Here is a 26,736-nt window from a genome sequence, read left to right as displayed (position 1 = left end):
AGTGACGAGCCTTCAGCAGGGCTATCTCGGCCTTGTCGGCACCTGGAGGCGCCTGATTGGCGACAGACAGGGCGTTGGTGGAGTCGAGTTCGCGCTCGTCGCCCCGATGTTGATCGTGCTCTATCTGATGGCATTCGAGCTCACCATGGGCCTGAGCGTTGCCAAGAAGACCTCGATGGCGAGCAGCACGATTGCGGATCTGGTCTCGCGAGAGGAAGAGGTCGACAAAACCTTCCTTGCTGCCATGGCGGATGTGTCCGGCGCAATCTTCGTGCCCTATCCGTCGAAGGATCTGCTGATCAAGGTCAGCGCGATCAAGATCGACTCCTCGAAGGCGGCGAAAGTCGCCTGGTCCTGGTCAACCACGGGTGTGGCGCCCTATGCGGTCGGCACGGATGCTCCCGTGCCCGCCGACATGCTCGTCGCCGATACGTTTCTTATTCGCAGCGAACTCAGCGTCAGCCACGAGTTGATGATGTATCTCCCGGGCCTGTCTGGCACCGAAGCCAAGAGCCTCACCATCGCGCGGGAATACTTCTTCCGGCAGCGTCTTGGCACCGAAGTCAAATGCGGCAACTGCTGATCTGAGGCGTTTGCCAAGCCTTCGTCCAGGCGCTAAGGATGCGGTCAAAGGCCGGCAGAACAACAAACCAGACCCGGCCGTGGTGTTCACATGGCACGTGCTTTCCTTTTCGTTCTCGATTCCTTCGGCATCGGCGGCGCTCCCGATGCGCCCGGCTATGGTGATGATGGCTCTGATACGCTCGGCCATATCGCCGAGTTCTGTGCGGCTGGCGCCGGCAACCGCAAGGGGTTGCGGCAGGGGCCGCTGGTCCTGCCGAACATGTCCGCACTCGGCCTGATTGAGGCCGCCAGGCTCGCCAGCGGCAAGGCGCCTGACGCCATGCCGATCCCCGAGCGCGTTTTTGGACTTCATGGCGCCGCAAGCGAAGTCTCGCACGGCAAGGACACGCCCTCCGGCCACTGGGAAATCGCCGGCACGCCCGTGATGTTCGACTGGGGCTATTTTCCGGAGGGCGAAGAAGCTTTCCCTCAAGATCTGGTGGAAGCGATCTGTCGCGAAGCGAACCTGCCGGGCATCCTCGGCAATTGTCATGCATCCGGCACAGAGGTGATCGCCCGCTTCGGCGAGGAGCATATCCGCACCGGCAATCCAATCTGCTACACCTCGAGCGATTCCGTCTTCCAGATCGCCGCCCACGAGGTCCATTTCGGCCTCGAACGCCTGCTCGAACTCTGCCAGATCGTCCGAAAGCTTCTTGATCCCTTGAACATCGGCCGCGTTATCGCCCGTCCTTTCATCGGCGAAACTGTCCAGACCTTCGAACGCACCGGCAACCGCCGCGACTATTCCGTACTTCCGCCGGAGCCGACCCTGCTCGACCGCCTCGTCGAGGCCGGTCGCAAGGTGCATGCCGTTGGCAAGATCGGCGATATCTTCGCCCATCAGGGTGTCTCCCGTGTCATCAAAGCCAATGGCAACATGGCGCTGATGGATGCGACGCTGAAGGTCATGGACGAGGCAGAAGACGGCGATCTCGTCTTCACCAATTTCGTCGATTTCGACATGCTCTTCGGCCATCGACGCGACGTGCCGGGTTATGCCGCAGCGCTCGAAGCCTTCGACCGCCGCCTGCCGGAAGTTCACCGCAAGCTCAAGCCCGGCGACATGGTTCTGATGACGGCCGATCACGGCTGCGATCCGACCTGGCGCGGCACCGACCATACCCGCGAGCGCGTGCCTATCATGTGCTTTGGCCCCGGTGTGCGCTCGCGCAACATCGGTGTCCGCAACACCTATGCCGATATCGGCGAAACCATCGCGGCGCATCTGGGGATCGCTCCCGGCCGCCACGGACGGAGCTTCCTGTGACGAGACAAATGAAGAAGGCCGAACTGCACTGTCATATCGAAGGTGCGGCGCCGCCGGCGCTGGCGCTCGCCCAGGCCGAGAAATATGGCGTCGACCCCGCGACCTTCATGCGCGACGGCACCTATGCCTGGAATGATTTCGCCGAATTCATCAAGGCCTATGACCGTGTGGCGGCCCTCTTTCGCACGGAAGAGGACTATGCCCTCCTGACCGAGACCTATCTCCGTGAGCTCGCAGCCGTCGATACTATCTACAGCGAGATCATCGTCTCGCCCGATCATGGCGACCGCATCGGCCTCGGCGCTGACACCTATCTCTCCGGCATCACCGCCGGCATCGAGGCCGCCAAGGCCGCGACCGGCATCGAAGCACGCATCATCGTCACCGGTGAACGCCATTTTGGCCCCGAGAGCGTCATTGCCGCCGCCGAATATGCCGCCCGCAGCAACAATCCGCTGGTGACGGGGTTCAACATGGCCGGCGAGGAGCGCATGGGCCGCGTCGCGGATTACGCCCGCGCCTTCGATATTGCCCGCGAGGCCGGCCTCGGCCTCACCATCCATGCCGGCGAGGTCTGCGGTGCCTTCAGCGTCACCGATGCCCTCGATCTCGTGAAGCCTGCGCGTATCGGCCACGGTGTCCGCGCCATCGAGGATCCCGAGCTTGTCCGCCGCCTCGTCGATCTCGGCACCGTGCTCGAAGTCTGCCCCGGCTCCAACATTGCGCTCAAGGTCTTCCCCGATTTCGCCAGCCATCCGCTGAGGAAGTTCCATGAAGCCGGCGTCAAGGTCTGCATCAATTCCGACGACCCGCCCTTCTTCGGCACCTCACTCGCCCAGGAATACGACTGGGCCTCGAGCGAATTCGGCTTCACGGATGCCGAGATCGACGGCATGACGCGCACAGCCATCGAGGCCGCTTTCGTCGACGAAGAGACGCGAGCGCGGCTTCTCGCCCGGTTGTGACACCGCAACTGTTGAAGACCGCCCAAAAAGCGGCATCGCTCTTGCGGGCGTCCAAGAGAACGTGAAAATAGAAGCACCTCAGAAAACAAGAAAAGAAGGCTCGACCATGGACGGCGTAACAGTCATCGATCACCCCCTCGTGCAGCACAAGCTGACGATCATGCGCCGCAAGGAAACGTCGACCTCGAGCTTCCGTCGGCTGCTGCGCGAAATCTCCACGCTCCTCTGCTACGAGGTGACCCGCGATCTCGAGCTGACCATGGAGACGATCGAGACGCCGCTTACCGAGATGCAGTCACCGATCCTTGAGGGCAAGAAGCTGGTCTTCGCCTCGATCCTGCGCGCCGGCAACGGCCTGCTCGAAGGCATGCTGGAACTGGTGCCGGCTGCCCGTGTGGCCCATGTCGGCGTCTATCGCGATCACGAGACGCTCCAGGCCGTCGAATACTACTTCAAGGCACCCGATGCCCTGTCGGAGCGCCTGATCATCGTCGTTGACCCCATGCTCGCAACCGGCAATTCCTCGATCGCCGCCATCGAAAAGCTGAAGGAGCGTGGCGCGAAGAACATTCGTTTCCTCTGCCTGCTGGCTGCCCCCGAAGGCATCAAGAACTTCCACGCCGCCCATCCTGACGTACCGATCTTCACCGCATCGATCGACAGCCATCTGAACGAGAAGGGCTACATCATGCCCGGCCTCGGCGATGCCGGCGACCGGATGTACGGAACGAAGTGATTTCTTAACCAGATCGAAAGCTTTGACGGCCCGAAACCTCGGTTTCGGGCCGTTTCGCGTCACGGCTTATCCAACTTTTTTTGATCCGCTGCTACGATCCGGCCTCGCTAACGGGGACAACAGATGTTCGCTCGCACGCTGTTCACAGTCATGATGCTCGCATTGTCCGCTAGCCAATGGCCGACGATCGCGGAGAAGGTTCAGGCCATGCTGGATGAACGCGAGACGGCCGAACCCGCCGCGGTCGCAAGCAAGCCTGCCGCCTCTGTTCCGTCTGGCCAAACCGTTCTCACCATGGGGCGCGACGGCCACTACACGGGGACATTCAAGATGAATGGCAAGCCGATCGACGCCATGGTCGATACCGGCGCCTCCAGGGTCACGATCAATGTCTCGACCGCGCGCCGCCTCGGGTTCAGCCCGGCAGCGCTCGATTTCCGTTATCAGGTGAGAACTGCGAACGGCTTGACCAAGGGTGCATACGTGACCCTGGACCGGGTCGAAATCGGCAGCATCCGGGTGCGTGATGTCGAAGCTGTCGTTCTGGGTGACGAGGCGCTTTCATCCACGCTTGTCGGCATGAGTTTCATGACAAAGCTCAAGTCCTACACGGCGGAGAAACGCACGCTGCGGATGATCCAGTGAGGCACGTTACTCGGCAGCGATCCTGAGGCCAATGACCGGTGTCGCAGCCGGCTTCGTCTCCGAAATCCGGTAGCACTCCGCCACGGTCTTGGCGGCTTGAGCGGCTGTCGCCTCCTCATTCGCCTGCACGAAGGCGATCGGCTCACCCTTCGCGACCTTTGTGCCCAGCGGCTTTAAGCCTGAGAGACCCACGCCGTGATCGATCTTGTCGCTGGGGCGCTGTCGGCCACCACCGAGCGACACGACAGCGAGACCGAGACCGCGCGTGTCGCACTCCCGAAGATAGCCGTCCTCATCGGCAAGAACGGCGACCTCAACCTTGGCCCGTGGGCGATACGTTTCCGCCTTGTCCATGAAATCAGTGGGGCCGCCGAGTTCCGACACCATGCGGCCGAAGATCTCTGCAGCTTCGCCCGATGCTAGAACTCGATGGCAACGGGCAAGAGCAGCCGCCTGATCGCTTTCCACGCCGGCATTGACCAGCATCTCGGCACCGAGCGCGAGCGTTACCTCTTCGAGCCGCGTACCGCTCTTCTGGCCTTTGAGGAAATCCACGGCGCTCAGCACTTCGATTGCGTTGCCGGCGCAGTCGGCAAGCGGCTCGTTCATATCGGTCAAAAGCGCGGTGGTCTTCACACCCGCACCGTTCGCGACCCGAACCAGCGAACGCGCCAAGGCCTCCGCATCCTCAGCTTTCGCCATGAAGGCGCCGTTGCCGACCTTCACGTCAAGAACCAGGCTCTCGAGCCCGGCCGCGAGCTTTTTCGAGAGGATGGAGGCGGTGATCAGGGGAATGGATTCGACCGTCGCCGTCACGTCGCGGATCGCATAGAGCCGCTTGTCGGCCGGGGCCAGATCGCCCGTCTGGCCGATGATCGCGCAGCCGGCGCGGTCCACCGTCCGACGGAACGTGACATTGTCGGGCATCACATCGTAACCGGGGATCGACTGCAGCTTGTCGAGGGTGCCGCCGGTATGGCCGAGGCCGCGGCCCGAAATCATCGGGACGGCCAGCCCGCAAGCCGCCACGATCGGTGCCAGCATCAGTGAGACATTGTCGCCCACGCCACCCGTCGAGTGTTTGTCGGCGACCGGCTTCCCGACGCCTGCCCAGGAGAGCACGTCGCCGGAATCGCGCATGGCAAGCGTCAGCGCTACAATCTCGTCTGGCGTCATGCCCTTGAAAAAGACGGCCATGGCAAAGGCCGCGACCTGCCCCTCGGAAATCGCTTCCTTCGATAGACCCTTGATGAAGGCGGCAATCTCTTGCGCGCTCAGGGTCCCGCCATCACGCTTGCGTCGAATGATTTCCTGGGGAAGCATGGCTCAATACCCCGATGCAGTAGCGCTCGACTGCTCGCCCGAAAGCACGGCGACGATATCGTCGAGCAGGCCGGATGCACCGAAGCGGAAAGTCGACGGCATCACCCAGTCTTCACCCATGATGGTGTCGGCGAGCCTGAGATAATGGCCGGCATCCGTTACCGTCGAAATGCCGCCGGCCGGCTTGAAACCAACTTTCTTGCGGCTGTCGCGGATCGCCTGCAGCATGATGTCGGCGGCCTCGAGCGTCGCATTGGTGCCAACCTTGCCGGTCGATGTCTTGATGAAATCCGCACCGGCCGCGATGGAGAGCTCTGAGGCACGGCGGATCAACGAGATATCCTTGAGTTCGCCCGTTTCCAGGATCGTCTTCAGGATCGCCGAGCCGCAAGCGCCCTTCACCGCCGAAACCATGTCGGTCACGGCCTTGTCGTCACCAGCCGCCAGCGCCCGGTAGGGGATCACCAGATCGATGTCGTCGGCGCCGTCAGCCACGGCATCCCGCGTTTCGGCCAGCACGTCTTCGGTCTTCATGTCGCCTGAGGGGAAGTTGACGACCGTTGCAATCCGGATCGGACTGTCGGGGCCGAGCAGGGTGCGTGCCTGCATGACAAAGCGTGGCCAGATGCAGATTGCAGCCGTGGGGCCAAAGGCGCTCTGGGCGCGCTCGCAGAGCGTCACGATCTGGTCGGGTGTGCAGTCGTCCTTCAGATTGGTCAGGTCGAGCAGCGCAAGCGCGCGTGAGGCCACGGCGCGCAGTTCTTGATTATTCAATGTCGTTTCCTCCGCCGATCATCCGTTTGAGGATGATGGCCAGACGTTTGCCGCCGATCGGCGCCATGTCCTTGGTTTCTTCGTGGCTGAGTTCGCCACCGGTCATGCCTGCCCCATAATTGGTGATCACGGAGGCGGCTGCAACCCTCAGGCCATAGAAACGGGCGAGAATGACTTCCGGCACCGTCGACATGCCGACGGCATCGGCGCCCAGAATACGCGCCATGCGGATCTCCGCCGGCGTCTCGAAGCTTGGGCCCGAGAACCACATATAGACACCCTGCGCGAGCGGCACCCCTTCGGCTTCCGCCGCTGCCCGCATCGCGGCCTGCAGCTCTGCGTCATAGGCCGAGGTCATGCCGACAAAGCGCCCGTCGCTGGGCTCGCCGATCAGCGGGTTCTTGCCGGAGAAGTTGATGTGATCGGTGATCTGCATGACAGAACCCGGGGCCATGTCTTCGCGCAGCGATCCCGCAGCATTGGTCAGGATCAGCGACTTCACGCCAAGTCCCATCAGCACTTCAATCGGCTTGCGCATCGCATTCGCGTCGCCGTGTTCGTAATAATGCATGCGGCCAGCCAGCATGATCACGGGCGTGCGCCCTAGATAGCCTGCAACGATCTCGCCGGCATGGCCCGACACGCCGCTCAACGGAAAACCGGGCAGATCGGAGTAGGGGATGCGGACGGCGTCACGAACCTCGTTCACCAGAGATCCCAAGCCGGAGCCGAGAACGATGCCGTGGCGCGGCATAAGCCCGTTCAGGCGCTCGACGAGCAGATCGACGGCCGCCTTCATCCGAGGATGTCCGTCTTGAAGCTGAGCGGCAGAAGCTCGTCCATGGTCATGGTCTTCTGTACACCGACTTCGTCACAGAGATAGATCTTGGTACTGGCGGATGCGAATTCCGAGATCTTCTGCCGGCAACCGCCACAGGGTGGGCATAGAGCCAACTTCTCGGCGATGACAGCCATTTCTACGATCTTCTTGCCCCCGCCCATGATCATGCAGCCGATTGCTGTCGGCTCGGCGCACCATCCTTGAGGGAAGGAGAGGTTCTCGATATTGGCACCGGTGTAGATCTTGCCGTCGTCCGCGCGGATGGCAGCACCCACAGGGAACTTGGAATAGGGCGCATGCGCGAATTTCATCGCGTCGCGTGCGGCTTCGAAAAGATCATGCGCCATGATCAACGCTCCTTGGAATATGCAACGCCACCGGCCTTCGGCGGGTTGGCAGAGCCGATGAAGCCCGCAAGAAGAATGCAGGTGAGGATATAGGGCAGGGCCTGGAAGAGCTGGACCGGCACTTCGCCGATGAGCGGGATCGACTTGCCCTGCATGAAGTTGGCGAGCGCATCGAGGAAACCGAAAAGCAGGCAGGCGAACATCACCGGCACCGGCTTCCACTTGGCGAAGATCAGGGCAGCGAGCGCAATGAAGCCCTTGCCGGCCGACATATCCTTGATGAAGGCCGCAGACTGGGCGATCGCGAGATAGGTGCCGGCGATGCCGCAGAGCAGGCCGGCCATCAGGACCGCGCGGTAGCGCAGAAAGGTGACCGAGATGCCGGCCGTATCCACGGCACCCGGGTTCTCGCCGACGGCGCGCAGACGCAGGCCAAAGCGCGTGCGATAGAGCACCCACCAAGAGATCGGGACGGCGAGAAACGCCATATAGGTCAGGATGTTGTTGCCGGAAATGACATTCGAATAGAGCGGCCCGATGAAGGGCACCTCGCGCATCATGTCTGCACCCGGCAGGATGATGGGGGAGAAGCGACCTTCGCCCGAAACCTGCGGCGTGCGTCCGCCCTGGCCGAACCAGGCCTGGCCGAGCACGACGGTGAGGCCCGCTGCAACGAAGTTCAGCGCCACGCCAGAGACGATCTGGTTGCCCCGATTGGTGATCGAGGCAAAGCCGTGGATCAGCGAGAACACCAGCGAGACGGCGATGCCGGAGATAAGCCCCAGCCAGGCCGACCCCGTGAGATAGGCGACACAGGCCGCAGCGAAGGCCGCTGCCAGCATCTTGCCCTCGAGCCCGATATCGAAGACGCCCGCCCGTTCGGAATAGAGACCGGCAAGGGCAGCCAGGATCAGCGGGATCGACAGACGGATCGTCGAGCCGAGGATGCTGATGAGCATGTCAAAGGATTCCATAGTCGCGTCCTCAGGCCTTTGTCATTGTCTGGTAGATCCGCACGATCATCGGGCGGCACATGAATTCGAGCGCGCCGGCAAACAGGATCACCAGACCCTGGATGACCACGATCATCTCGCGGGTGATGTTCGGCATGTCGAAGGAGAGCCAGGCTCCCCCCTGATAGAGAATGCCGAACAGGATGGCGGCAAGCACGATGCCGAGCGGATGGTTTCGCCCCATCAGCGACACGGCGATCCCGACAAAGCCAGCACCTGCGACGAACTCCACCTGCAGGCGGGCAGAAGCGCCGAGCACCGGATTGAGCGCCATCATGCCGGCGAGACCGCCCGAGATCAGCATGGTGATCATGACGATCTTCACATAGGGAATGCCGGCATAGGCGGCGGCCGAGCGGCTGATCCCGAGCGTGCGCATCTCGAAACCGAGCTTGGTGCGCCAGATCAGGATCCAGACCAGCACGCACATGACGAGCGCGATGAGGAAGGACACGTTGAACGGTGCAGGCCCGAGCTTGCCGCCGAACATTGCAATCAGCCAGTCGAGCTTCGGCAGCTGGCCACCCTCGAGGAAGGTGCGGGTTTCCGGTGCCATCTTACCCGGCACGATCAGCACGTTGACGAGCAGATAGACCATCAGCGCTGCGCCGATGAAGTTGAACATGATCGTCGTGATGACGATATGGCTGCCGCGCTTGGCCTGCAGCCATGCTGGAATGAAAGCCCAGGCCGCACCAAACAGGGCGGCCGCCATGATTGCAAAGGGCATGGTGACATACCACGGCACGTAATGGTCGAGCGCAAGGGCAGCGAGCGCTGCGCCTAGGCCACCCAGATAGGCCTGGCCTTCCGAGCCAATGTTGAACAGGCCGGCGTGATAGGCAACCGCAACGGAAAGTCCGGTAAAGATGAAGTTCGTGGCATAAAACAGCGTGAAGCCGATGCCTTCACCGCTGCCGAGTGCGCCTTCCAGCATCAGCTTCAGCGCCTCCCACGGGTTTTCCCCGATGATCCAAACCACGAGGCCCGAGACCAGGAAGGCAAGCGTGAGGTTGATCAGCGGCAGCAGCGCATAATTGATCCAGTTCGGAAGTGGTACGGATGCAGTGCTCATCAAATCCTCAAGCGGCAATGCCGGCCATCATCAGGCCGAGTGTCTGTTCGCCTGTGTCAGGCGTTTTCTCGCCGACGACCTTGCCGGCGAACATCACCAGAATGCGGTCGGAGAGCGAGCGGATCTCGTCGAGCTCGACGGAGACGAGCAACACGGCCTTGCCGGCATCGCGCGTCTCGACGATCCGCTTGTGAATGAATTCGATCGCGCCGATGTCGACGCCGCGCGTCGGCTGGCCGACGATCAGGAGCTTCGGGTCACGCTCGATTTCGCGGGCAACCACGATCTTCTGCTGGTTGCCGCCAGAGAAGTTGGCGGTCTTCAGTCGAGGATTCGGGGGACGGATATCGTATTTCTCGATCTCCTCGACCGCCGCCTTGCGCATCAGGTCGGGGTTCAGGAACGGACCCTTCCCATAGCGCTCGTCTCGATGATAGCCGAGAATGGCGTTCTGGCTCTCCTCGAAGGGCAGCACGAGACCCATATGGTGGCGATCTTCCGGAATATGCGCCACACCGATGCCGCGCAGTTCCGCCGGGTCGAGGCCGGCGACATTCTGGCCATTGATCCAGATTTCGCCTGCAGTCGGCTTGCGAATGCCGGTGATCGCTTCGAGAAGTTCGCTCTGACCATTGCCCGCGACGCCGGCGATCCCGACGATCTCGCCGGAGCGCACATCGAAGGAGACGTTGTCGACCATGACCACGCCGCGGCTGTCCTTGACCGTCAGGTTGCGCACCGACAGGAAGATCTCGCCCGGATTGGCGGGCTTCTTCTCGACATGCAGCAGCACCCGGCGGCCGACCATCAGTTCGGCGAGCTCTTCGACGGTGGTTTCGGCCGTCTTGCGGGTCGCGACCATTTCGCCGCGGCGCATGACCGACACCGTATCGGTGATCGCCATGATCTCGCGCAGCTTATGGGTGATCAGGATGACCGTCTTGCCCTGATCGCGCAGCACGCCGAGGATCTTGAACAGGTGATCCGCTTCCGCTGGCGTCAGCACACCCGTCGGTTCGTCGAGGATCAGGATCTCCGCGCCGCGATAGAGCGCTTTGAGGATCTCGACGCGCTGCTGCAGGCCAACCGGCAGTTCCTCGACAACAGCGTCGGGATCCACGTCCAGCTCGTAGTCTTCCTCCAGCTTCTTCAGCGCCGCGCGGGCCGCATCCGTGCCCTTGCCGAGAAGCGCGCCACCTTCGGCACCGAGCATCAGGTTTTCGAGCACGGTGAAGTTCTCGACCAGCATGAAATGCTGGTGCACCATCCCGATCCCGGAATTGATGGCGGCCTGACTGTCCTTGATCGTGATCGGCTTGCCGTCGATCTGGATGGATCCCTGATCGGCCTGATAGAAGCCGTAGAGGATCGACATCAGTGTCGACTTGCCGGCGCCGTTTTCACCGATGATGCCGTGGATCGAGCCCTTGGCGACCGTCAGATTGATATTCTTGTTGGCATGCACCGCACCGAACTTCTTGTCGATGCCGATCAGTTCGATCGCGGGTGCCTGGCTCGCTGCATTCATTCCGGTCCCCCAGACATACAAAAAGGGCGCAGGACGACAATGGAGCCGTCCTGCGCCCGGATTCTAGATCACTTCGGGCAGGAATTGTCCGACATGTAGTCGTGGACCTTGACGGTACCGGCGGCGATGTCGGCCTTAGCCTTCTCGACGGCGGCCTTCATTTCTTCGGTGATCAGCTTGGCGTTGTTGTCGTCGAGGGCGTAGGCGACACCCTCCTGTGCGACGCCGAGAACCTGCAGGCCAGGCGTGAACTTGTCGTCCTTGGCATCGGCATAGGCGTTGTAGACGGCGAGGTCGACGCGCTTGACCATCGATGTCAGAACCGAACCCGGATGCAGGTGGTTCTGGTTGGAATCGACGCCGATCGAAAGCTTGCCGTTGTCGGCTGCGGTCTGCAGCACGCCGAGACCGGTCGCGCCGGCTGCCGCGTAAACGACATCCGCACCCTGGTCGATCTGGTTCTTGGTGAGTTCACCGCCGCGAACCGGGTCGTTCCAGGCAGCGCCCGTGGTGCCGGTCATGTTCTGGAAGACCTGGATGTCGGCCTTGGCAGCGCGTGCGCCCTGCTCGTAGCCGCAGGCGAACTTGCGGATGAGCGGAATGTCCATGCCGCCGACGAAGCCGACCTTGCCGGTGGTGGAAGCCATGCCGGCCAGCAGGCCGACCAGGTAAGAACCTTCCTCTTCCTTGTAGACAACCGAACGGACATTCGGCTTGTCGACGACGGAATCGACGATCACGAACTGGGTATCCGGGAATTCAGCGGCGACCTTTTCGATGGCCGAGGTCCAGGCGAAGGAAACGGCGACGACCGGGTTGAAGCCGCGCGAGGCGAAGTTGCGGATTGCCTGTTCACCCTGCGTGTCGCTGGTCGGCTCGAAGTCGCGGTAGTCGATACCGGTTTCGGACTTGAACTTCTCGGCGCCACCGTAAGCAGCCTCGTTGAAGGATTTGTCGAACTTGCCGCCCGTGCCGTAGACCAGCGCCGGCTTGATGTCGGCCGCAAGCGCGGTCGCCGACATCGCGGCCAAGGCAAAGAGACTGAGGAGGGTTTTCTTCATGGTGCAGCCCTGTTGTTGCTATTGATCTTGTTGGGTCCTCCCGCAAGCCTTTCTCACGAGAAAGACATGTCTGCGGAACCGCCGCCCCCTGTTCCGGAGGTCCTGGCTGGCTTTCATCCTTGCATGGCTCGCTTCAAAATTCACCAGATTTTTTTCATCTGGTAAAGATTCACAAGCCTGCTGATTTTTCAGCGCAGGACGCTGAAAAATCAGTCAGATCAATGGGATTTGTGCTGCACCTTTGGGCAATTGCCCTTACGCTGCGGGCGTGATAGGGCAGGAGACGCCGGTACCGCGCAGACCGCAATAGCCATTCGGGTTCTTCGCCAGATATTGCTGGTGATAGTCCTCGGCGTAGTAGAACGGTCCGGCATGGGCGATCTCCGTTGTCACCCGGCTGTTGCGCCCGGCTTTCACCAGCGCGTCCTGGAAGCGGTCACGCACGGCGATCGCAAGGGCCATGTCCTCGTCGTCCTCGACATAGATCGCGGAGCGATAGGTGGTGCCGATGTCATTGCCCTGGCGCATCCCCTGTGTCGGATCATGCGCCTCGAAGAAGATTTTCAGCAGTCCTTCCAGCGTGATCTTCGAGGGGTCGTAGACCACCTTCACCACTTCGGTATGGCCGGTCAGGCCGGTCACGGTTTCCTGGTAGGTCGGGTTGGGTGTGATGCCGCCCTGATAGCCGGACACGGTGAGATAAACCCCAGGCGTCTGCCAGAGCAGGCGCTCGGCGCCCCAGAAGCAGCCCATGCCGAGATAGGCGGTCTTCATCCCCTCAGGCACCGGACCCTTCAGCGGCAGGCCCGAGATGAAATGCGTCGATGCGGTCGGGATCGGCTCAGCCCGGCCAGGCAGGGCGTTTTCTGCCGTCGGCATCACGGTCTTCTTGTTGAACATGTCGATCAGGAACATCTTGAAACCTCCTGAGGCCGTTTCCCGGCCTGTTTTGCATTTTACTCTGCCTTTCCGGCAGATCCCCGCGCGCCGCACAAAACGGCTGCGGTCTTGGATCATTGGTCGTCGGCACGCACCAAAACTTACAATCTGCCGGGCACTATCGAGCCTTTGGCGCCCCGAAGACCCGGTTCAAGCTGCAAATCGCCCGGCGGGCGAGGGCCTCTTGTAACCGATCATCCAGAAGGCGAGTGACAGCACCAGCATGGCGGCAAATGCCGGCTGCGGCAGGACGACATCGCGAAGCGCAAGCCAAGCACCGGCTCCGAGACGCCCGACAACAAGCTCTTCGAGTGTCATCAGCGAGCCTGGATGCGTCTCGATCCAGGCCTCCGAAATCGGCGTCATGATGACCTGCGATGCGGACACCGAAGCAATGGCATCGATCACGCCGAACACGACGCCGACGCAAAGCGCAAGCAAACTCAAGACCCTGAACAGGAAGCGCACCACCAATGTCTCCGGCTGAAGCCCGGCACGGCCTTTAGGGCCCGCCGCACTGAGCCTATAGATAGGGAATTGTCGGCCGATGTCAAAATTCTGATAGATTTCGGTTGATCCGCCGAAATTCCTCGGTATATATCGCGCCCGACCAACCGCGGTGGTTTTCCCCGCGTTCCCCCTGGACAGGTGGCCGAGTGGTTTAAGGCGCACGCCTGGAACGCGTGTGTGCGTGAAAGCGTACCGTGGGTTCGAATCCCACCCTGTCCGCCACTCCGCATTGAAATTATTGATAAATTTGGGCGCTTTGAGGCTTCGCCCCAACGCTTACCCTAACTCGTGCGCAGCGTTAGGATCGCCCGGTTCGCCGTGTTTGATCCCGGTTTCACCGAGCCAGTCGCTCCGGGCGCGTGAGGGAAAAGATGCAGATTTTTTCCAACCGCAACGAGTACGAATTATCTCAATCAGGCCCGTGGGTTATGACCGCTGGAGCTTAAAATGTCTTACGTTTTGAATGGCTTAGCGTGAAATTTGCCGTTGCTCGTCTGTGCCATATTGAGTAATATTGCCCCAACGTCGCATATGATTTGTAGAACCGGATGACCTGAAAGAACCGCGATGGAAACACTTCCTAAAAAATAGCGCGGGCCTGGAGCCCGCTATTCGCGAGGCGTCCAGATGACGACGACAGCAAACACGCGTGCAATCAAGGCCGGTTCTGACATCCCGTGGCAGGACCGCCCAATTCTCCGGCTCAATGATGCCGCTGCCCTCTTGGGCGGAGTGAGTCGAAGCAATCTCTACCGGATGCAAGCTGCCGGGCAGTTGGTCTTCGTGAAGATCGGCGGCCGTACCGGGATCAAGACAAGCTCGGTGATCGAATATCTCGCTTCGCTCGAAGCGATCCCCGCCGGCGCACTGCGCGAGCGTGGCGCAAAGGCGGTGCCAGCATGACCGCCGCCGCCAATACCGTATTCAAGCGCGCCAAAGAGCGCTTCGACAATCTCCCCCCGCATGAGCAACACATATGGGACGACATCCGGGCAGACGTTCTTCGCGCCATCGCGGCCGAGTACCTGAAGCATCGGGGCGTCAAGCTGATCGGCGATCCGTCGCTGGTCAAGTATGCGATTGATCAAGCCTGCGGAGAGATCGCGCCGGTTTGGGTGCCGTTGCTGGAGGGCGAAGGCAAACCGCAGCGCGGCAGGCCGCAAGTCGATTACAACACGCGCATCATCTATGCGGCCGCATTCTCTCTCTTCACCACCGAAGGAAAGTCCCACTCGGCAGCGGCCAAGCAGGCGGCTCAGTTCCTTGGCGAGCCGGCGACGAAGGATCGGGTAGAGAAGAACCTGAAAGCCTGGCTGCGCAAAGCCTCCGCAGCGGTGCGCGCGCGTGGTGGCTGCCCGAAGCTTCGCCGCTTCCTTTGGGACACGCTTTTCGTCGTTGCCGAGGAATTGCGGGTTATCGCTGCGGACCTGGAAACCGAACAGGCTGCCGAGGCGGCTCGCCGGAAATCCTCTCGGCATATCTCGTTTATTGGCGCGGCCACTCCGCGCAGTCTGCCTTCTCCGAAATAAGGAGAAAGAGATGACCAAGTCAGCAGCCGAAATCTACATCCCTTGGCGCGATCGCGCATTCGTCAGCGTCCGCGAGGTCGCTCAGATCATGGCGCGGTCGCCCGATTGGGTGCGGAACCGCATCGGCGAAGGCCGCCTAGTCGGGCGGCAGCTTCAGGCCGGCGGCCCCGTCGTCGTCACCGTGGCGAGCCTTGTGAAGTTCATCGACGGGGTCGAGGCGACAGCTTCGCCCGTCCGCGTGAAGACGAGCACGATCTATCTCGCCGTCAACAACGATCCCTGAAACGAAACGACCGGCCTTCGCGGGCAAGCGAAGAACCGGTCTACAATGCATTGGATACAGCTGTGACTTTAGCATCTAAGACCGCCGAAAACAATTCGCTTTCAACTGCTGACCAGGCCGAACAGGAAGGCAAAGCGCAGCATTCGCCCGCGCCGGAGTTGCTTCCGGTGCATCAACGCGCCAGAGCGCTCGACGCCCGCGGCTACGGCAAGCTGATGCTGCCGCTCATTCCCTGCGGCTCCTATGTCAGCGGGCAATCTCGCCCCGCGAACGGCAAGGTTCCGGGCGAGTGGAACGGGACCAACTGGCGCAACGCCTGGAACTGGACGAAGGCCCCGCCGATCGGTCTCGGAACGTGGAAGACCTTGCCGGCGGGAACCGGGATTGGCGTTCGGACCGGTTTTGGCCTTGTCGCCTTCGATAGCGATATCAAGGTGGACCCGTCGTCAATGGCGCCCCACGATGTGCAGGCTCGCCGGCTTGCCGCCGAGATCCGCAACGTCTTGGCCGAGCGCTTTGGCTTGTCGGCGAAGGGTATGCCGCGCCGTGAGCGATCCAACTCGACCAGCGCCGTCTATTTCGCCCGAACCGAGGATGAACTTTTCAAGGAGGTGATGACCTTCGAGGCCGCCGGCCATCGGCATCAGCTAGAGTTCCTGGCGACGGGCCAGCAAGTCGTTGTGAGCGGCATGCACGAAAGCGGCGTTCCGCAGATGAACACGCTCACCGAACACAATCTGTCCCATCTCCCCTTGGTCGATGAACAGGGCGTTTCGGTCATCTTCGCGCGCATCAGGGAAAAGGCCGAAGCTCTCGGCTATGCCGTCAACGTGAAGCCCTCCCGCAAGCCCGGCACCGTCTCGGCAAAGGTGCGCGACCCGATCACGCGCGCAGCGCTGGAGCGCAAAAGGGATTGGCTGCCTGATGTGCTTGGGCTCGGCCTGAACGTCGGCAACGACGAAGGCGAATTGCGGATCGGCGCCGATCACCTGGACCGCGAGCTTGAGGAAGATCTCACGATCTACCCTGATGGCATCTACGATTGGGGAACGCGCCGGGCGCATAACCCGGTGAGCCTCATTTGCGAGTTTGGCGAGATCGATGACGAGGGCGAAATTCACTTCGGCGGCGCCCCGGAATATCGGCCCGGAGATGGCGAGGTTTACGAGGTCGCGGACGACAGCGCCCGGCGCCCAACTCCAGCGCAGGCCGTCACATGGCTCTGCCGCCGGCTCGGCTCTGACAACTTCCCGACCTATGCGGGCTCGGCCGATTGGAAAAGCGCGTCTCTCACCGTTGCGCAGGCCATGGGCTACAACGCCGCCGATCTGGAGATTGCCCGCGTCTTTGAGTTTGTCGATTGGCAAGGCTTCGGCAAGCGGGAGCCGGGATCGTGGGACGCTGACGACATCCGCGACAATGGCGGGCTGCTGGCATCTCTGCGGATCTCCAATCCGGCGACGTTCACGAGCCTGGTCGATCGTTGGGCTACTCTGAGCGACAGGGGCTTATCCGTTGCCAAGGTCGAGGAACTGATTGCCGAGGGCTTCCAGGCAGAGCCCCAGGCCGTCGAGCGCGCGCCCAAGGCAGCGGCAGAACTGCCGCCGTTGGGATGGATCGACCCTAGCCGTGATTGGCAGGGCATCGAGCCGCTTGCCCGTGAATGGGAGGTTGAGGGCTGGATACCGCGTGGCGAAGTCACCTTGCTCTATGGAGATGGCGGCATAGGCAAAACGCTGCTGGCGCACCAGTACGCGACGGCAGCGGCAACGGGCCGAAGCTGGCTAGGTCAGATCACTCGCCCGGCGCGCGTGATGTGCGTATTCTGCGAAGACAGCGCGGCCGAGCTCCACCGTCGCCAGATCGATATCAACCGTTCGCTCGGCGTCAGCCTCTCCGAGCTCGGCAACTTGCGCCTGGTGTCGAGGAACTTTCAGGACAACTTTATTGCGACCTTTGACCGGAAAAGCCAGACGCTCGCCAAGACGGCATTCTGGCACCAGATCCGCGAGGATGCGATTGCCTTCGATGCTGATGTGCTGATCCTCGATACAATCGCCGATATCTACGCAGGTTCCGAGATTGACCGCGTCTTGGTCAACGACTTCGTGAAGCGCTTCCTTGGCGGCTTGGGCCGTTCGATTGGCGGCTCTGTCATCGCGCTCGGCCACCCGTCCGCTGCCGGCAAGAGTTCGGGCGACGGCACCTCCGGTTCGACGGGCTGGAATAATGCCTCCCGCTCCCGCCTCTATCTCCAGTATCCGGGCAAGGCCAAGAGCGGCGATATCCGGCAGCTCACGAACATGAAGCTGAACTATGGGGCGAAGGGCGCCGGGCTCAAGCTGCGCTGGAACCGCGGCGCGTTCGACGTGCTCGCCGGCAGCGCTCCTGCGGTCCTGCGTGATGCAAGCGCATCCGGTGCTATTCCGAGCCTGAACGACGCCGCAGAAAGTGCGGTTGTTTCGGCCCTGCTCGAAATGCCCGGCGTCCCGATGTCGGACAAGCCCCGTAGCGTCCACTTCGCCCCGAGGGTGCTTGAACGGCGAGCCTCCGACATCCTGGCAGCGTTCTCGGTGGACGACATCACCAGTGCGCTGCATCGGCTGGAGGCGCGCGGGGCGATCCGGTTCGACGCCATCGGCAGGAATGATCAACGTCAGAGGCAGTTCGGCTACATCGTCATTCCAGACAAAGTGTCCGCGAAGGCTTCGCCAGATGCTGGAGTATTCGAATGAGACGGGTGAACAAGGTGCGCAGATCTTGCGCAAAACTCTGCGCGCAATCTTGCGCAGATCCCTCTAAGTCATTGAAATCATTGCGCAGAGCTTTGCGCGGAATTGGAGTGCGCGAAATTGCGCAGAATTGCGCAAAAGTCCTTGTTTCTCAGGGGTTCTCAGGTGCGCAGAATTGTTTGCGCAAAATTGCACCCCTACGGGGGAGAGGCTGCGCTGCGCGCCAGCCGCGCTGCCGCCTCCACCCCTTGGGCTTTTGGGGTCGCGAGGTCGGACAATATGTCTACGGTCGCGGTCGGAGCGATTGGGACGCCCCTGGCCTTGAGCGCTCAAATTGGAAGACCTCATGGGCGCACTATTCCGCTACGGGGGTGAGGCATGTCTAGGAAGCGCTCCGAACGACAGCAGGCATGGGATAAGTTCGGACTGCCAAAGGCCGGCGCCGAGGCCCTGACGCGATACAATCAAGAAGTCCGACCCTTTCGAAAGCTCTGCGGCGCTCGCACGAAATCGACCGAGGATCACCGCCCCTGCCAGAACCTGGCCTTGGCCGGTCACGATCGCTGCCGGGTTCATGGTGGCGCCACCCCTAAAGGTGATCAGTGGAACCTGACGCAGTGGCCCAACGGGAAAGCCCCGGATGCTGAAGCCAAGTTGCAGGCGAAGTTGAAAAGGATTGAGCGGGATCGGAAGGCGAAGGCGAAGAGGCTGGCAGCCATGAGCCCGGAAGAGCGGCAGCGCTACGACCAGCGGGCCAAGACCCATGCGCCAGGACCGGCAGCGGAACGCGCAAGGCGGCGGGACGATCGCAAGCGAGCCGCCGAGATCCGCGCCAGTCTGGAGAAGCCCGACGACAAGCCGGCATCAGCCGAGCTTGCGGAATTGCAGCGGCAGGCGGCGGCACTGGAGGAAGCAAGGGACCATTACCGTCGGCTCGCAGAGCAGGCCAATCAAGATCAAGGAGTATTCGGGTGAGCGCAGCAAGCGAACGTAGAGAAGCAATGGAGCGGGCAAAGCACTTGCTCCAGACCGAAGGCGTGATTGCGGCCGTTGAGGCCCTGGTGGCCGTGTGTCGCGATCCCAAGGCACCGGCACCGGCCAAGAGCACCGCAGGCACCAGCATTCTGCGAGCCGGCGGCTTCTTCGACCAGAAGAACGCCGAGCCCGATAAGGATCTAAGCCAAATGTCGATGCAGGAACTGCGCGACTTCACCAATCGGATCGAAACCGAGAAACAGGCCGCTCTGAAGGCATTGGACGGCGGGAACCAAGACGATGTGTTCGGCTGAACTCGCGTTTCGACATCTTCGAACGGTATCTTCCGTCTCGTCTGTAACGCGACAAAGCAAAACCTAAAAGACAAATAAAAACATTGACTTGGTAGTCTTTTATACTATCCTTTTCTCAGTGCAAAAATCGAGAAAAGGAGTGCTTTCGCATGGCAAGAGGTTCAAACCATCGCCAACATCTGAACGTCCCCGCAGATCGTATGGCGAAACTAGAAATCGTATGCTGGGACGATCCCATCATGAGAGGGACGCCACAGGATCCGGACGGCCGGTTCTATATTGATGGCCTCGTTCCTTTGGACGTGGCGCTTGAGGTTAACTCGTTTTGCGTCCACGCCGGCAGTCACCTCGATATGTTCGGGCTTGACGATCTTGAACCCGCCGAAATCGCAAACGATACTGGACGCGTCCTGATCGATGGTCTCGTGCCCTTGGTGATTGCTCAAAAGGCACAGGCCATCTGCGACGCACACAACGCAAGCCTGTCGTCTATCGGCGCTTGATCCACCCATCGCCACAAGCGAAAGCCCCGGCTACGTTGAGCCGGGGTTTTGTCGTCTCTGCTCTCGCACTCCGCCTGATCGCACCACGCAGTCATGCAAACAGTTCGCCCCGGTCATGAGCCGGGGCGTTATCGTTTCGGGGCTGTTGGGCTCTCAGATCAGGCAGCGCGCTCGGCAACCCGCTTGACCTGCACAGCACTCCACTCGCCGCCGCGAGGCGTCGAGATGCCGCGAGCATTCAGTTCCGCCGCCACGGTGCGCAGCGATGCGCCGGAGGCCTGTAGCTCTTGGATGATCGGCGCGACCAGCGCGGCGCGGTCATCGGCCTTCTTGCTGCGGGCTGCAACGCTCACAGCAGGACCGAGCGCCCGAACGTCGGCGAAGTTGCCACGGTCGCCGCCGAGACGCTTGCCGCGCGCCTTTGCGGCCTGAAGAGCGGCCTTCGTGCGCTGCGAGATCATTTCGCGCTCATGCTCGGCCACAGCTGCGAGAATGTGGACCGTCAGGCGGTTGGCCTTCGGGAAGTCAACAGCGGTAAAGTCTACGCCGCTTTCCATCAGGTTCGAGATGAACGCAACGTTACGGGCGAGACGGTCGAGCTTGGCGATGATCAGTGTCGCGCCGTGCAGTTTGCAGAGCCGGAGCGCTTCGGCGAGCTTCGGGCGATCGTTGCGCTTGCCGCTCTCGACTTCTGTCACCTCAGCGACCAGGGACCAGTTGCCGCCGTTCAGGTAGGAGCGGACGGCTTCTTGCTGCGCTTCGAGGCCGAGGCCGCTGGCACCCTGGCGAGCGGTCGAGACGCGATAGTAAGCGATGAACTTGCCGTTTGCCATTGCCGTTCCTGCCCTTGTCCAAGTGTGTTACGTTTTCGTCTACGTTCGTTGCCATTAATGTAACACCATCTGCGGCCCTGTCAACGGCCCTTCTTTCAGGCGGCGCGGTCATCGAGCGCGAAGGGTCGAGGCACCGCAGCAGCACCGGCACCGGATCGGACCCGCACCCGGCTACCCCCGACCCGACCCCCTGCCCGTTACTCAAAACGCGGCCCGGAAAGGCACATACGACCTCCGGAGAAATTCGCGGTTTGCTGGAACTTTCCACCCCGCCACCCGCTGCCGCCGTGCTGGCCTCCACAGTCCCACCGTGCTATATTCGGTCTGTCAGTAAACAGCGGCTTCAGGCAACCGCATCGCCGGGCCTCCGGGCTCTCTCGTCAATCGAACAACCTCGCCAGCTTCAAAGCGGCGCGACCGTTCGTGACATGCGATGCCGCTATGACCATATGCCCGCTACTCTCCAAATTTCTCGCCGAAAAGCGCCCTTCCGCCGGGTATATATCGGCTCGGCAATCCGGCCCACATTGTCGCAACGACAACAGCACAGTGGGCAGATCCATGGACGGCATCGCAACGGCAGCGGCCAACGAAAGGGCCAAGGCAGCGGCAACACATCTGCGGCGCGCGGGCGGTCATTCGAATTGGGTTTTCGAAATCCAGATGGCGCTTGGCGATATTCTGCACTTCGCCGACCCCAGGCGGGAGCGCTGGGAGCTGCCCGACACCCGCTTCACGAATGAATTGTTCGCCAGCTGCTTCGATGCGCTCGCACACGCTTTGCGTTGGGGCACCGATACTGAGCGCATGGGAAAGATCGACCGCGAGCATCTTGGCGACGGTTTTCTCGCGGCAGCACGTCTGGTCCAGGCGTTCGACCGCGAGGACGTCAGCCTGCCGTGTTCTGAAGACGATCGAACCCGCGTCAAAATCCTGATCCATCATGCGCGCATTGCCGAACATCGGCAGGACATGGCGAACCGTCGGTACGATCGCCAACACGGCACGATTGACGCGCTGCTTGAGACGTCAACTGAACCAACCTACGGGATGTTCTCATGACCGACGGAAACGCTCACCTCTCCGAGACAATCAAGCATCTCGACACGGCACTGGCCGGATCGGTGCTTATCCCTTGCGCCCACGCCCTGCATCACCTGGTGCACGCCGTGGGCTTTGGCTCGCTCGACGCCGGCTTGATCGCCGAGGCTTCGCAGCGGCTCTTTGCTGTTGCGCCGCGCGTGACCGAGCTGACAGCCGGCCGCCTCACCCCTGAAGAGATCTTCTTTTGCTTGGGCTGCGCAAACGCGGCTCTGACGACGGCAGATGAAGCGCGGCGCCCTTGGCTCTTGGCAGCGGTCGCCATGTTAGAGGCCGATCTGAGGGGCGTTTACCTGCGCAACGCAATCGCCACCGGCCCGCAAGCAGATCTCGCCTTTGTCATCGCCAAAACCACGCTTTCAGCGGTCTACGAAGACCGCCCGGCCATTCACTGAGGATCCCGCCATGATCAAGTCGAACCGCTATTTCAACAACGAGGCGTTCGGAACTGCGGCCGCAAACCTTGCCGGCCTCTTCCAGCCACCGGAAGCCGCCGACGTGGCGAACTACGCCCTGGCAGATGAACGCCGGGCCAAGATGAACCAGTTGGCCTGGCTCTTCGACAATCCAGAAGATCCGACCGCTTCGAAGCGGTCTTCTCTGACGGGCGTTCAGGGCTATGGCCAGACGCCGGAGGGCTTCACCTACAACGTCGATCGCGGCTATCAGGCAGCAACGGAAAACAACGTTCGCGACAATGCCCGCGTGCTCTCTGAGCGTGAAATGATCGAGGCCGCAGCAACACAGCGGCTCGGCATCCCCGACGTGAACGCCCGCTACAAGGTGGACAGCGAAGCCGCCGTAAGCGGCGGCAACAATCTCCGGGACAATCAGACGAAGGCGATCACAACGCTGCTCGGCCCGCTCGACCCTGGTCAGATCCGCCACGAAGTCGCTCAAGACGTGATGGGGCTTCTGGAGATGCCCGGCATCGGTCCCGCCGCTGGCGCCCTGAAGCCACTGACGGCCGCCGAATGGGACGCGCAGCAGCGGGCGCGGCTGCTCGACAACGGGCAGCTTACTGACGAAATGCTGGTCGATACCATCATGGGCGAGCGCGCGCCGGTTCAGGCAGTCGGCCCGGATGGAAGGCCCGTCTACATGTCGCCCGGTGCCGCCGTGCGACAGGGTGCGAGCCCCGCGCCGAAGGAACAGGCTCCCGGCATGTCGGTAACTCTGCCAGATGGCACCGTGGTCCAGCAAGGCGGCAAGGCGCTCACCGAGGGGCAGTCGAAGGATAGCGTCTATTTCACGCGCGCATCCGGTGCGATCCCGAAGCTCGACCAGTACGGCGAAGCACTGACGCAGATCACCGGCCGCATCGGCAGCGCCACAGAACAGGCCGGCGGCAACGCGATCAAGAGCAAGGAATATCAGCTTGCCGAGCAGGCCGGCCTTGAGTTTCTTCAGGCGATCCTGCGCAAAGACACGGGCGCCGCCATCACCAAGGAAGAGCAATCGGAATACGGCCGCGTCTATCTCCCGCAGCCGTTCGACAGCCCCGAATTGCTCGACCAGAAGAAAGCATCGCGCGCCCGCGCCTTGGCAGCTATCCGCCTTGGTCTACCGCCTGACGCTATCATCAACGCCGAGCGTGCTGGCGTCGATCTGAGCGCATCGGTGATGCCGACCGAGCAGACCGCTCCGGCCGCACCGGCTGAAGCCGCCGCGCCGGTCTACGCCACGAACCCGCAGACAGGCCAGCGCCTGGTTCTTCGCAATGGAGCATGGGAGCCCGCACAATGAGCAACCTGCCGCCCCTTCCCGCCGGCTTTCAGCTTGAAGCCAGTCCGCAGCCGCAGCAACTCCCGCCGCTGCCCGATGGCTTCACGCTGGAGACCGCGCCGCAGCCGCGCACCGCTGAGAACGTTCAGGCCGAGTTCGACGCGAGGCCTTGGTATCAGAAAGCGGCCGTTGCAGCCGACGATGTGGCTCGATCGATCGCGAATGGCGCGACCTTTGGTTATGCTGACAAGCTCGCTGCTTACATGAATGGCACCAGCACCGAGGAAGAACGGCAGAAGAGCGCCGAGGCTCAAATGCGGGGCGGACCCGCAACGACCGTTGCAGAGATCGGAGGGGCGATTGCAACGCCGGTCATGGCCGCGAGCGCCGGCGCATCCTTGCCCCGCATCGCAGCAGCCGTTCCAGGCGTAACCGGCACCGTGGCCCGCTCCGGGCTCGCCGCAGTCGAGGGTTCAGGCTATGGCGCGCTGAATGCTTCCGGGCATGACCAGGACATCGGCCAAGGGGCATTGATGGGTGCGATTTTCGGCGGCGCGGGCAACGCAGCCGGCGAAGCTCTCGCGACGGGTGCTCGCAAGGTCGCCGGGGCGTTCAATGCAAAGCCGAAAATCCCCACCTTGGACGAGCTATCGACGGCAGCCCGGCAGGCTTACGATGCTGCCGACAACGCCGGCGTGATCTTCACGCCCCAGGCGACAAACCGCCTGCAAACCGAGATCGTTCAAACGCTCACAGATACCGGCTTCGATCCGGCATTGCAGCCTGGAGCCGCTGCCGTCCTTCGCCGCCTCCAGGATCTCCAAGGCCAGAACGTGACGTTGAAGGGGCTCGACACTTTGCGAAAGGTCGCGAGCGGCGGATACATTCCGGGCAACAAGAGCAACAACGCGGCCGTTTCTGCGATCGTGAACCGCATCGATGACCTTGTGGGCAACACGCAGGCCGGCGAAGTCTTGAGCGGTGACGCGACGGCCGGAGCCGAAGCCCTGAAGACGGCGCGCGATCTCTGGTCCCGCATGTCGAAGGCGAATGTCGTCACCGAGGCCGCAGCCCGCGGCGAATTGAATGCGGCCGCTGCCGGATCCGGCGCGAACCGCGAGAACGCTTCTCACCAGGCGATGAAGAGCCTGCGCAATTCCAAGTCAGCCACGCGCGGCTTTACGGCTGATGAGCAAGCGGCGTTGATGCAGGCCATCACCGGCACCCCCGATCAGAACGCTCTCCGGCTCGTCGGCAAGCTCTCGCCTACAGGTATTGTAAGCGGCGCTCTATCCAGCGGCGTTGGCTACCAAGTCGGCGGCCCCGTCGGCGCGGTCGCTGCCCCGGCTGTTGGCTACGTGGCTCGCAAGGGGGCCGAGCGGATGCAGGACGGCTACGTTCGGGAGCTGGTCGATATTATTATGGCCGGCGGCAGCAAAGCCGCTACGCAAGCCCGCCCGAATGCCGTTCAGTCCGCGATCGATGCTAACCGTAACGCCTTCGTCAAATCGGCTGCTGCCGGATCTCAGTACGTCGGGAGCCGGTGAGCTTCAATTCCGTTGAGCTTAGCCGGCCTTTGCTCTTCTATCTCTAGTGATAGCTCACGGCGCAAATCTATTGCTGCGTGCCCGCCTTCGAAGTAAGGTCGAGACCCGTAGGAAGGGATGAATTCATGCCGCAGGAACAAGACAGGCAGCTTACCGGCGAGCGGATATATTCCGCTTGCGATGTGGTAGCGAGTTTGGTTGTCGGCGTGCTCGGCATCATGGGTCTCATTGCGATGGCTGAGAAGCTCGCCGCTTTGCTGAGCTGATCCTGTCGGCCTCATGAGAGGCAACAATGCAGCCGTCATTCGATGCCGTTCAGTCGCCCAAAGATAGAGCATGAAGGCGCGGCGTTCTGACGTCCCACGCTGGTTATATGTTTGCATCCGTATCGTCGGCCAAGCCCGGCGCCCAGGGGGCTTTGAACTCTGCCGAGGCAACTGCTTCTCCGGCGGAGCTGACGTCTACGTGCATGTCCAAAAAGACGCTGTGGAAGATGCTGACTATCTCGGGCACTCGCAGCCGGTCGATTCTGCTTTGGGAATGTCCCTTTAGATCTGCAGCAAGACGCCTAGCTTCTTCCGCGAGCAGATAAGCCTTCATCATTTCCACCTTGTGACGAGGATTCACGAAGTGTGGCGGCTTGACTCCGGTAGAACTGATACCGTTGAGAAAATCGGCAAATCGTAGGATGAAGTCCTCGTTGTCTTGGCTTCTGGTCTGGAATACAGCCGGTTGGAATGAGTTGTTTTTCCCTGAGCCCAAAATGACGGGCTGCATGTGAAGGTGTTGGCGGATCGTCGAGCCTAGTTCTTCCAGCGTCGTTTCAAGGACTTGTTCTTTCTGCTTCCTTTCACTTTCTGTCGCCCCCTTGGTCATCAGTGCCGTTTGCTGCCCAATATAGGCCGCTTGCTGTTTGGCATCCTCAGCCTGGGCTTTCATTACGTCCCGATTGAGCTCGAACTCCCGCCTAGTGAGCCTCAGCTCAGCCCTTTGCTCTGAGAGCTCCTTTGATTGGATGAAGACTGCGACAACAAGCCAGAGGAATGCGAGGGGCGCTGACACACCTGCGACGAAATCCCCCCACTCGTTGAGGGTCATGCACCGGATTGGACCTGCGCAATCACTTGGAAGCGGCGAGAGATAAACGAACAGGCCGGTCACCAGTAGCCAGCCGGCGCTGCCCATACACGCCCAAAAAATGATTGCCGGCCGCTGTTCGGGCGTCGCTGGCGCGCCATCCTTTTCGTCGTTCCCGCCGCCGCTCATGCGATCGCTCCGTATGCGTATTTAGACTTCTTAGCTTGGCACTAGGCAAAATTTCAGCGAAAGATAGCGCGTCATTGCTGCGGCACATGTTCGAGCAGCGACGTATCAAGGGCGAGCTGCCTAGCGTTCATGTTCGCGTCGAACCACAGCAGTTCGGCCACGTCGCTGTCATCGTTTTGGATATGCAGCTTGATCACCAGCATCGCCGGCGACCTAATGTGTCTGGTGCGCACCACGTCGCCCACCCTGATCGCATCTTGCATCGCCACATCCTTCA

The 26,736-nt window shown here is 61.6% G+C and carries 30 protein-coding genes and 1 tRNA gene; 18 read left to right on the top strand and 13 right to left on the bottom strand.

The window, feature by feature from the left end; genetic code table 11:
- Nucleotide 1: 1 nt before the first annotated feature.
- The 5 genes from QWE_RS05955 (at nt 2) to QWE_RS05935 (ending at nt 4,240) form a co-directional block, all read left to right on the top strand.
- Nucleotides 2–583: a TadE/TadG family type IV pilus assembly protein gene (locus QWE_RS05955; protein WP_006725191.1), complete on the top strand. Its 582-nt coding sequence runs from the start codon at nt 2–4 to the stop codon at nt 581–583.
- 90 nt (nt 584–673) lie between these two features.
- Nucleotides 674–1,894, top strand: coding sequence for a phosphopentomutase (locus QWE_RS05950; protein WP_006725190.1), 1,221 nt, complete (start codon nt 674–676; stop codon nt 1,892–1,894).
- A complete protein-coding gene (locus tag QWE_RS05945) occupies nt 1,891–2,859 on the top strand; it encodes an adenosine deaminase (protein ID WP_006725189.1) in 969 nt (322 codons plus the stop codon). Before QWE_RS05950 ends, QWE_RS05945 begins: the two co-directional genes overlap by 4 nt.
- Nucleotides 2,860–2,965: 106 nt before the next feature.
- Nucleotides 2,966–3,595 (top strand): uracil phosphoribosyltransferase, encoded by a 630-nt coding sequence (upp, locus tag QWE_RS05940; protein ID WP_006725188.1) that lies wholly within the window; start codon nt 2,966–2,968, stop codon nt 3,593–3,595.
- Between the two features lie 123 nt (nt 3,596–3,718).
- Nucleotides 3,719–4,240 carry a TIGR02281 family clan AA aspartic protease gene (locus QWE_RS05935; protein WP_006725187.1) on the top strand — a complete coding sequence of 174 codons (522 nt, stop codon included), beginning with the start codon at nt 3,719–3,721 and terminating at the stop codon, nt 4,238–4,240.
- A gap of 6 nt (nt 4,241–4,246) precedes the next feature.
- On the opposite strand, the gene deoA is transcribed toward QWE_RS05935, so the two are convergent.
- From deoA to QWE_RS05885, 10 genes are all read right to left on the bottom strand, one after another.
- Entirely contained in the window at nt 4,247–5,563 is a 1,317-nt protein-coding gene (gene deoA / locus QWE_RS05930) for a thymidine phosphorylase (protein WP_006725186.1), read from the bottom strand.
- Nucleotides 5,564–5,566: 3 nt separating this feature from the next.
- The gene (gene deoC, locus QWE_RS05925) at nt 5,567–6,337 is read right to left on the bottom strand and encodes a deoxyribose-phosphate aldolase (RefSeq protein ID WP_006725185.1); all 771 of its coding nucleotides are present in this window, start codon (nt 6,335–6,337) and stop codon (nt 5,567–5,569) included.
- Nucleotides 6,330–7,136 carry a purine-nucleoside phosphorylase gene (locus QWE_RS05920; protein WP_006725184.1) on the bottom strand — a complete coding sequence of 269 codons (807 nt, stop codon included), beginning with the start codon at nt 7,134–7,136 and terminating at the stop codon, nt 6,330–6,332. The genes deoC and QWE_RS05920 overlap by 8 nt, the downstream gene beginning before the upstream one ends.
- Complete coding sequence (locus tag QWE_RS05915; RefSeq protein ID WP_006725183.1) at nt 7,133–7,525, bottom strand: cytidine deaminase; 393 nt, start codon at nt 7,523–7,525, stop codon at nt 7,133–7,135. Before QWE_RS05915 ends, QWE_RS05920 begins: the two co-directional genes overlap by 4 nt.
- 2 nt (nt 7,526–7,527) lie before the next feature.
- Nucleotides 7,528–8,499, bottom strand: a complete 972-nt coding sequence (locus QWE_RS05910) for an ABC transporter permease (RefSeq protein ID WP_006725182.1) — start codon at nt 8,497–8,499, stop codon at nt 7,528–7,530.
- A gap of 10 nt (nt 8,500–8,509) precedes the next feature.
- Nucleotides 8,510–9,613: an ABC transporter permease gene (locus QWE_RS05905; RefSeq protein ID WP_006725181.1), complete on the bottom strand. Its 1,104-nt coding sequence runs from the start codon at nt 9,611–9,613 to the stop codon at nt 8,510–8,512.
- A 7-nt stretch (nt 9,614–9,620) separates the two neighbouring features.
- On the bottom strand, nt 9,621–11,141 hold the full coding sequence (locus tag QWE_RS05900) for an ABC transporter ATP-binding protein (protein ID WP_006725180.1): 1,521 nt from the start codon (nt 11,139–11,141) through the stop codon (nt 9,621–9,623).
- 68 nt (nt 11,142–11,209) lie between these two features.
- A complete protein-coding gene (locus tag QWE_RS05895; protein WP_006725179.1) occupies nt 11,210–12,202 on the bottom strand; it encodes a BMP family lipoprotein in 993 nt (330 codons plus the stop codon).
- A 255-nt stretch (nt 12,203–12,457) separates the two neighbouring features.
- Nucleotides 12,458–13,117, bottom strand: coding sequence for a peptide-methionine (S)-S-oxide reductase MsrA (gene msrA / locus QWE_RS05890; RefSeq protein ID WP_006725178.1), 660 nt, complete (start codon nt 13,115–13,117; stop codon nt 12,458–12,460).
- A gap of 174 nt (nt 13,118–13,291) precedes the next feature.
- Nucleotides 13,292–13,612: a hypothetical protein gene (locus QWE_RS05885; protein ID WP_006725177.1), complete on the bottom strand. Its 321-nt coding sequence runs from the start codon at nt 13,610–13,612 to the stop codon at nt 13,292–13,294.
- A gap of 171 nt (nt 13,613–13,783) precedes the next feature.
- Between QWE_RS05885 and QWE_RS05880 the strand changes: the two genes are divergently transcribed.
- The 8 genes from QWE_RS05880 to QWE_RS05845 all read left to right on the top strand — a co-directional run bounded on the left by QWE_RS05880 (nt 13,784) and on the right by QWE_RS05845 (nt 19,987).
- Nucleotides 13,784–13,873: transfer RNA gene (locus QWE_RS05880), tRNA-Ser, on the top strand.
- 405 nt (nt 13,874–14,278) lie between these two features.
- Entirely contained in the window at nt 14,279–14,554 is a 276-nt protein-coding gene (locus tag QWE_RS05875) for a helix-turn-helix transcriptional regulator (protein ID WP_006725176.1), read from the top strand.
- A complete protein-coding gene (locus QWE_RS05870; protein WP_006725175.1) occupies nt 14,551–15,180 on the top strand; it encodes a hypothetical protein in 630 nt (209 codons plus the stop codon). The genes QWE_RS05875 and QWE_RS05870 overlap by 4 nt, the downstream gene beginning before the upstream one ends.
- Nucleotides 15,181–15,190: 10 nt before the next feature.
- Complete coding sequence (locus tag QWE_RS05865; protein WP_006725174.1) at nt 15,191–15,463, top strand: hypothetical protein; 273 nt, start codon at nt 15,191–15,193, stop codon at nt 15,461–15,463.
- A gap of 62 nt (nt 15,464–15,525) precedes the next feature.
- The gene (locus QWE_RS24335) at nt 15,526–18,198 is read left to right on the top strand and encodes an AAA family ATPase (RefSeq protein WP_052018078.1); all 2,673 of its coding nucleotides are present in this window, start codon (nt 15,526–15,528) and stop codon (nt 18,196–18,198) included.
- A 375-nt stretch (nt 18,199–18,573) separates the two neighbouring features.
- A complete protein-coding gene (locus tag QWE_RS05855) occupies nt 18,574–19,170 on the top strand; it encodes a hypothetical protein (protein WP_006725172.1) in 597 nt (198 codons plus the stop codon).
- Complete coding sequence (locus QWE_RS05850) at nt 19,167–19,484, top strand: hypothetical protein (RefSeq protein ID WP_157790678.1); 318 nt, start codon at nt 19,167–19,169, stop codon at nt 19,482–19,484. Before QWE_RS05855 ends, QWE_RS05850 begins: the two co-directional genes overlap by 4 nt.
- Before the next feature lie 149 nt (nt 19,485–19,633).
- Nucleotides 19,634–19,987: a hypothetical protein gene (locus QWE_RS05845; RefSeq protein ID WP_006725170.1), complete on the top strand. Its 354-nt coding sequence runs from the start codon at nt 19,634–19,636 to the stop codon at nt 19,985–19,987.
- Between the two features lie 158 nt (nt 19,988–20,145).
- Here QWE_RS05845 and QWE_RS05840 read toward each other — a convergent pair whose 3' ends face one another.
- Nucleotides 20,146–20,820, bottom strand: a complete 675-nt coding sequence (locus QWE_RS05840) for a recombinase family protein (protein WP_006725169.1) — start codon at nt 20,818–20,820, stop codon at nt 20,146–20,148.
- A 561-nt stretch (nt 20,821–21,381) separates the two neighbouring features.
- On the opposite strand from QWE_RS05840, the gene QWE_RS05835 reads away from it, so the two are divergent.
- From QWE_RS05835 to QWE_RS25220, 5 genes are all read left to right on the top strand, one after another.
- The gene (locus QWE_RS05835) at nt 21,382–21,882 is read left to right on the top strand and encodes a hypothetical protein (protein ID WP_006725168.1); all 501 of its coding nucleotides are present in this window, start codon (nt 21,382–21,384) and stop codon (nt 21,880–21,882) included.
- A complete protein-coding gene (locus tag QWE_RS05830; protein WP_006725167.1) occupies nt 21,879–22,316 on the top strand; it encodes a hypothetical protein in 438 nt (145 codons plus the stop codon). Before QWE_RS05835 ends, QWE_RS05830 begins: the two co-directional genes overlap by 4 nt.
- 10 nt (nt 22,317–22,326) lie before the next feature.
- A complete protein-coding gene (locus QWE_RS05825) occupies nt 22,327–23,667 on the top strand; it encodes a hypothetical protein (protein WP_006725166.1) in 1,341 nt (446 codons plus the stop codon).
- Nucleotides 23,664–25,193, top strand: coding sequence for a hypothetical protein (locus QWE_RS05820; RefSeq protein ID WP_006725165.1), 1,530 nt, complete (start codon nt 23,664–23,666; stop codon nt 25,191–25,193). The genes QWE_RS05825 and QWE_RS05820 overlap by 4 nt, the downstream gene beginning before the upstream one ends.
- Before the next feature lie 125 nt (nt 25,194–25,318).
- The gene (locus QWE_RS25220) at nt 25,319–25,459 is read left to right on the top strand and encodes a hypothetical protein (RefSeq protein ID WP_157790677.1); all 141 of its coding nucleotides are present in this window, start codon (nt 25,319–25,321) and stop codon (nt 25,457–25,459) included.
- Between the two features lie 103 nt (nt 25,460–25,562).
- Here QWE_RS25220 and QWE_RS24330 read toward each other — a convergent pair whose 3' ends face one another.
- Both QWE_RS24330 and QWE_RS05810 read right to left on the bottom strand, forming a co-directional pair.
- On the bottom strand, nt 25,563–26,459 hold the full coding sequence (locus tag QWE_RS24330; protein WP_006725164.1) for a hypothetical protein: 897 nt from the start codon (nt 26,457–26,459) through the stop codon (nt 25,563–25,565).
- 71 nt (nt 26,460–26,530) lie between these two features.
- Nucleotides 26,531–26,722, bottom strand: coding sequence for a hypothetical protein (locus QWE_RS05810; protein ID WP_006725163.1), 192 nt, complete (start codon nt 26,720–26,722; stop codon nt 26,531–26,533).
- Between the last annotated feature and the right edge of the window lie 14 nt (nt 26,723–26,736).

Origin of the sequence: Agrobacterium albertimagni AOL15 (assembly GCF_000300855.1) — a bacterium.
GTDB lineage: Bacteria > Pseudomonadota > Alphaproteobacteria > Rhizobiales > Rhizobiaceae > Allorhizobium > Allorhizobium albertimagni.
This window is presented reverse-complemented; position numbering and strand designations above follow the sequence as displayed.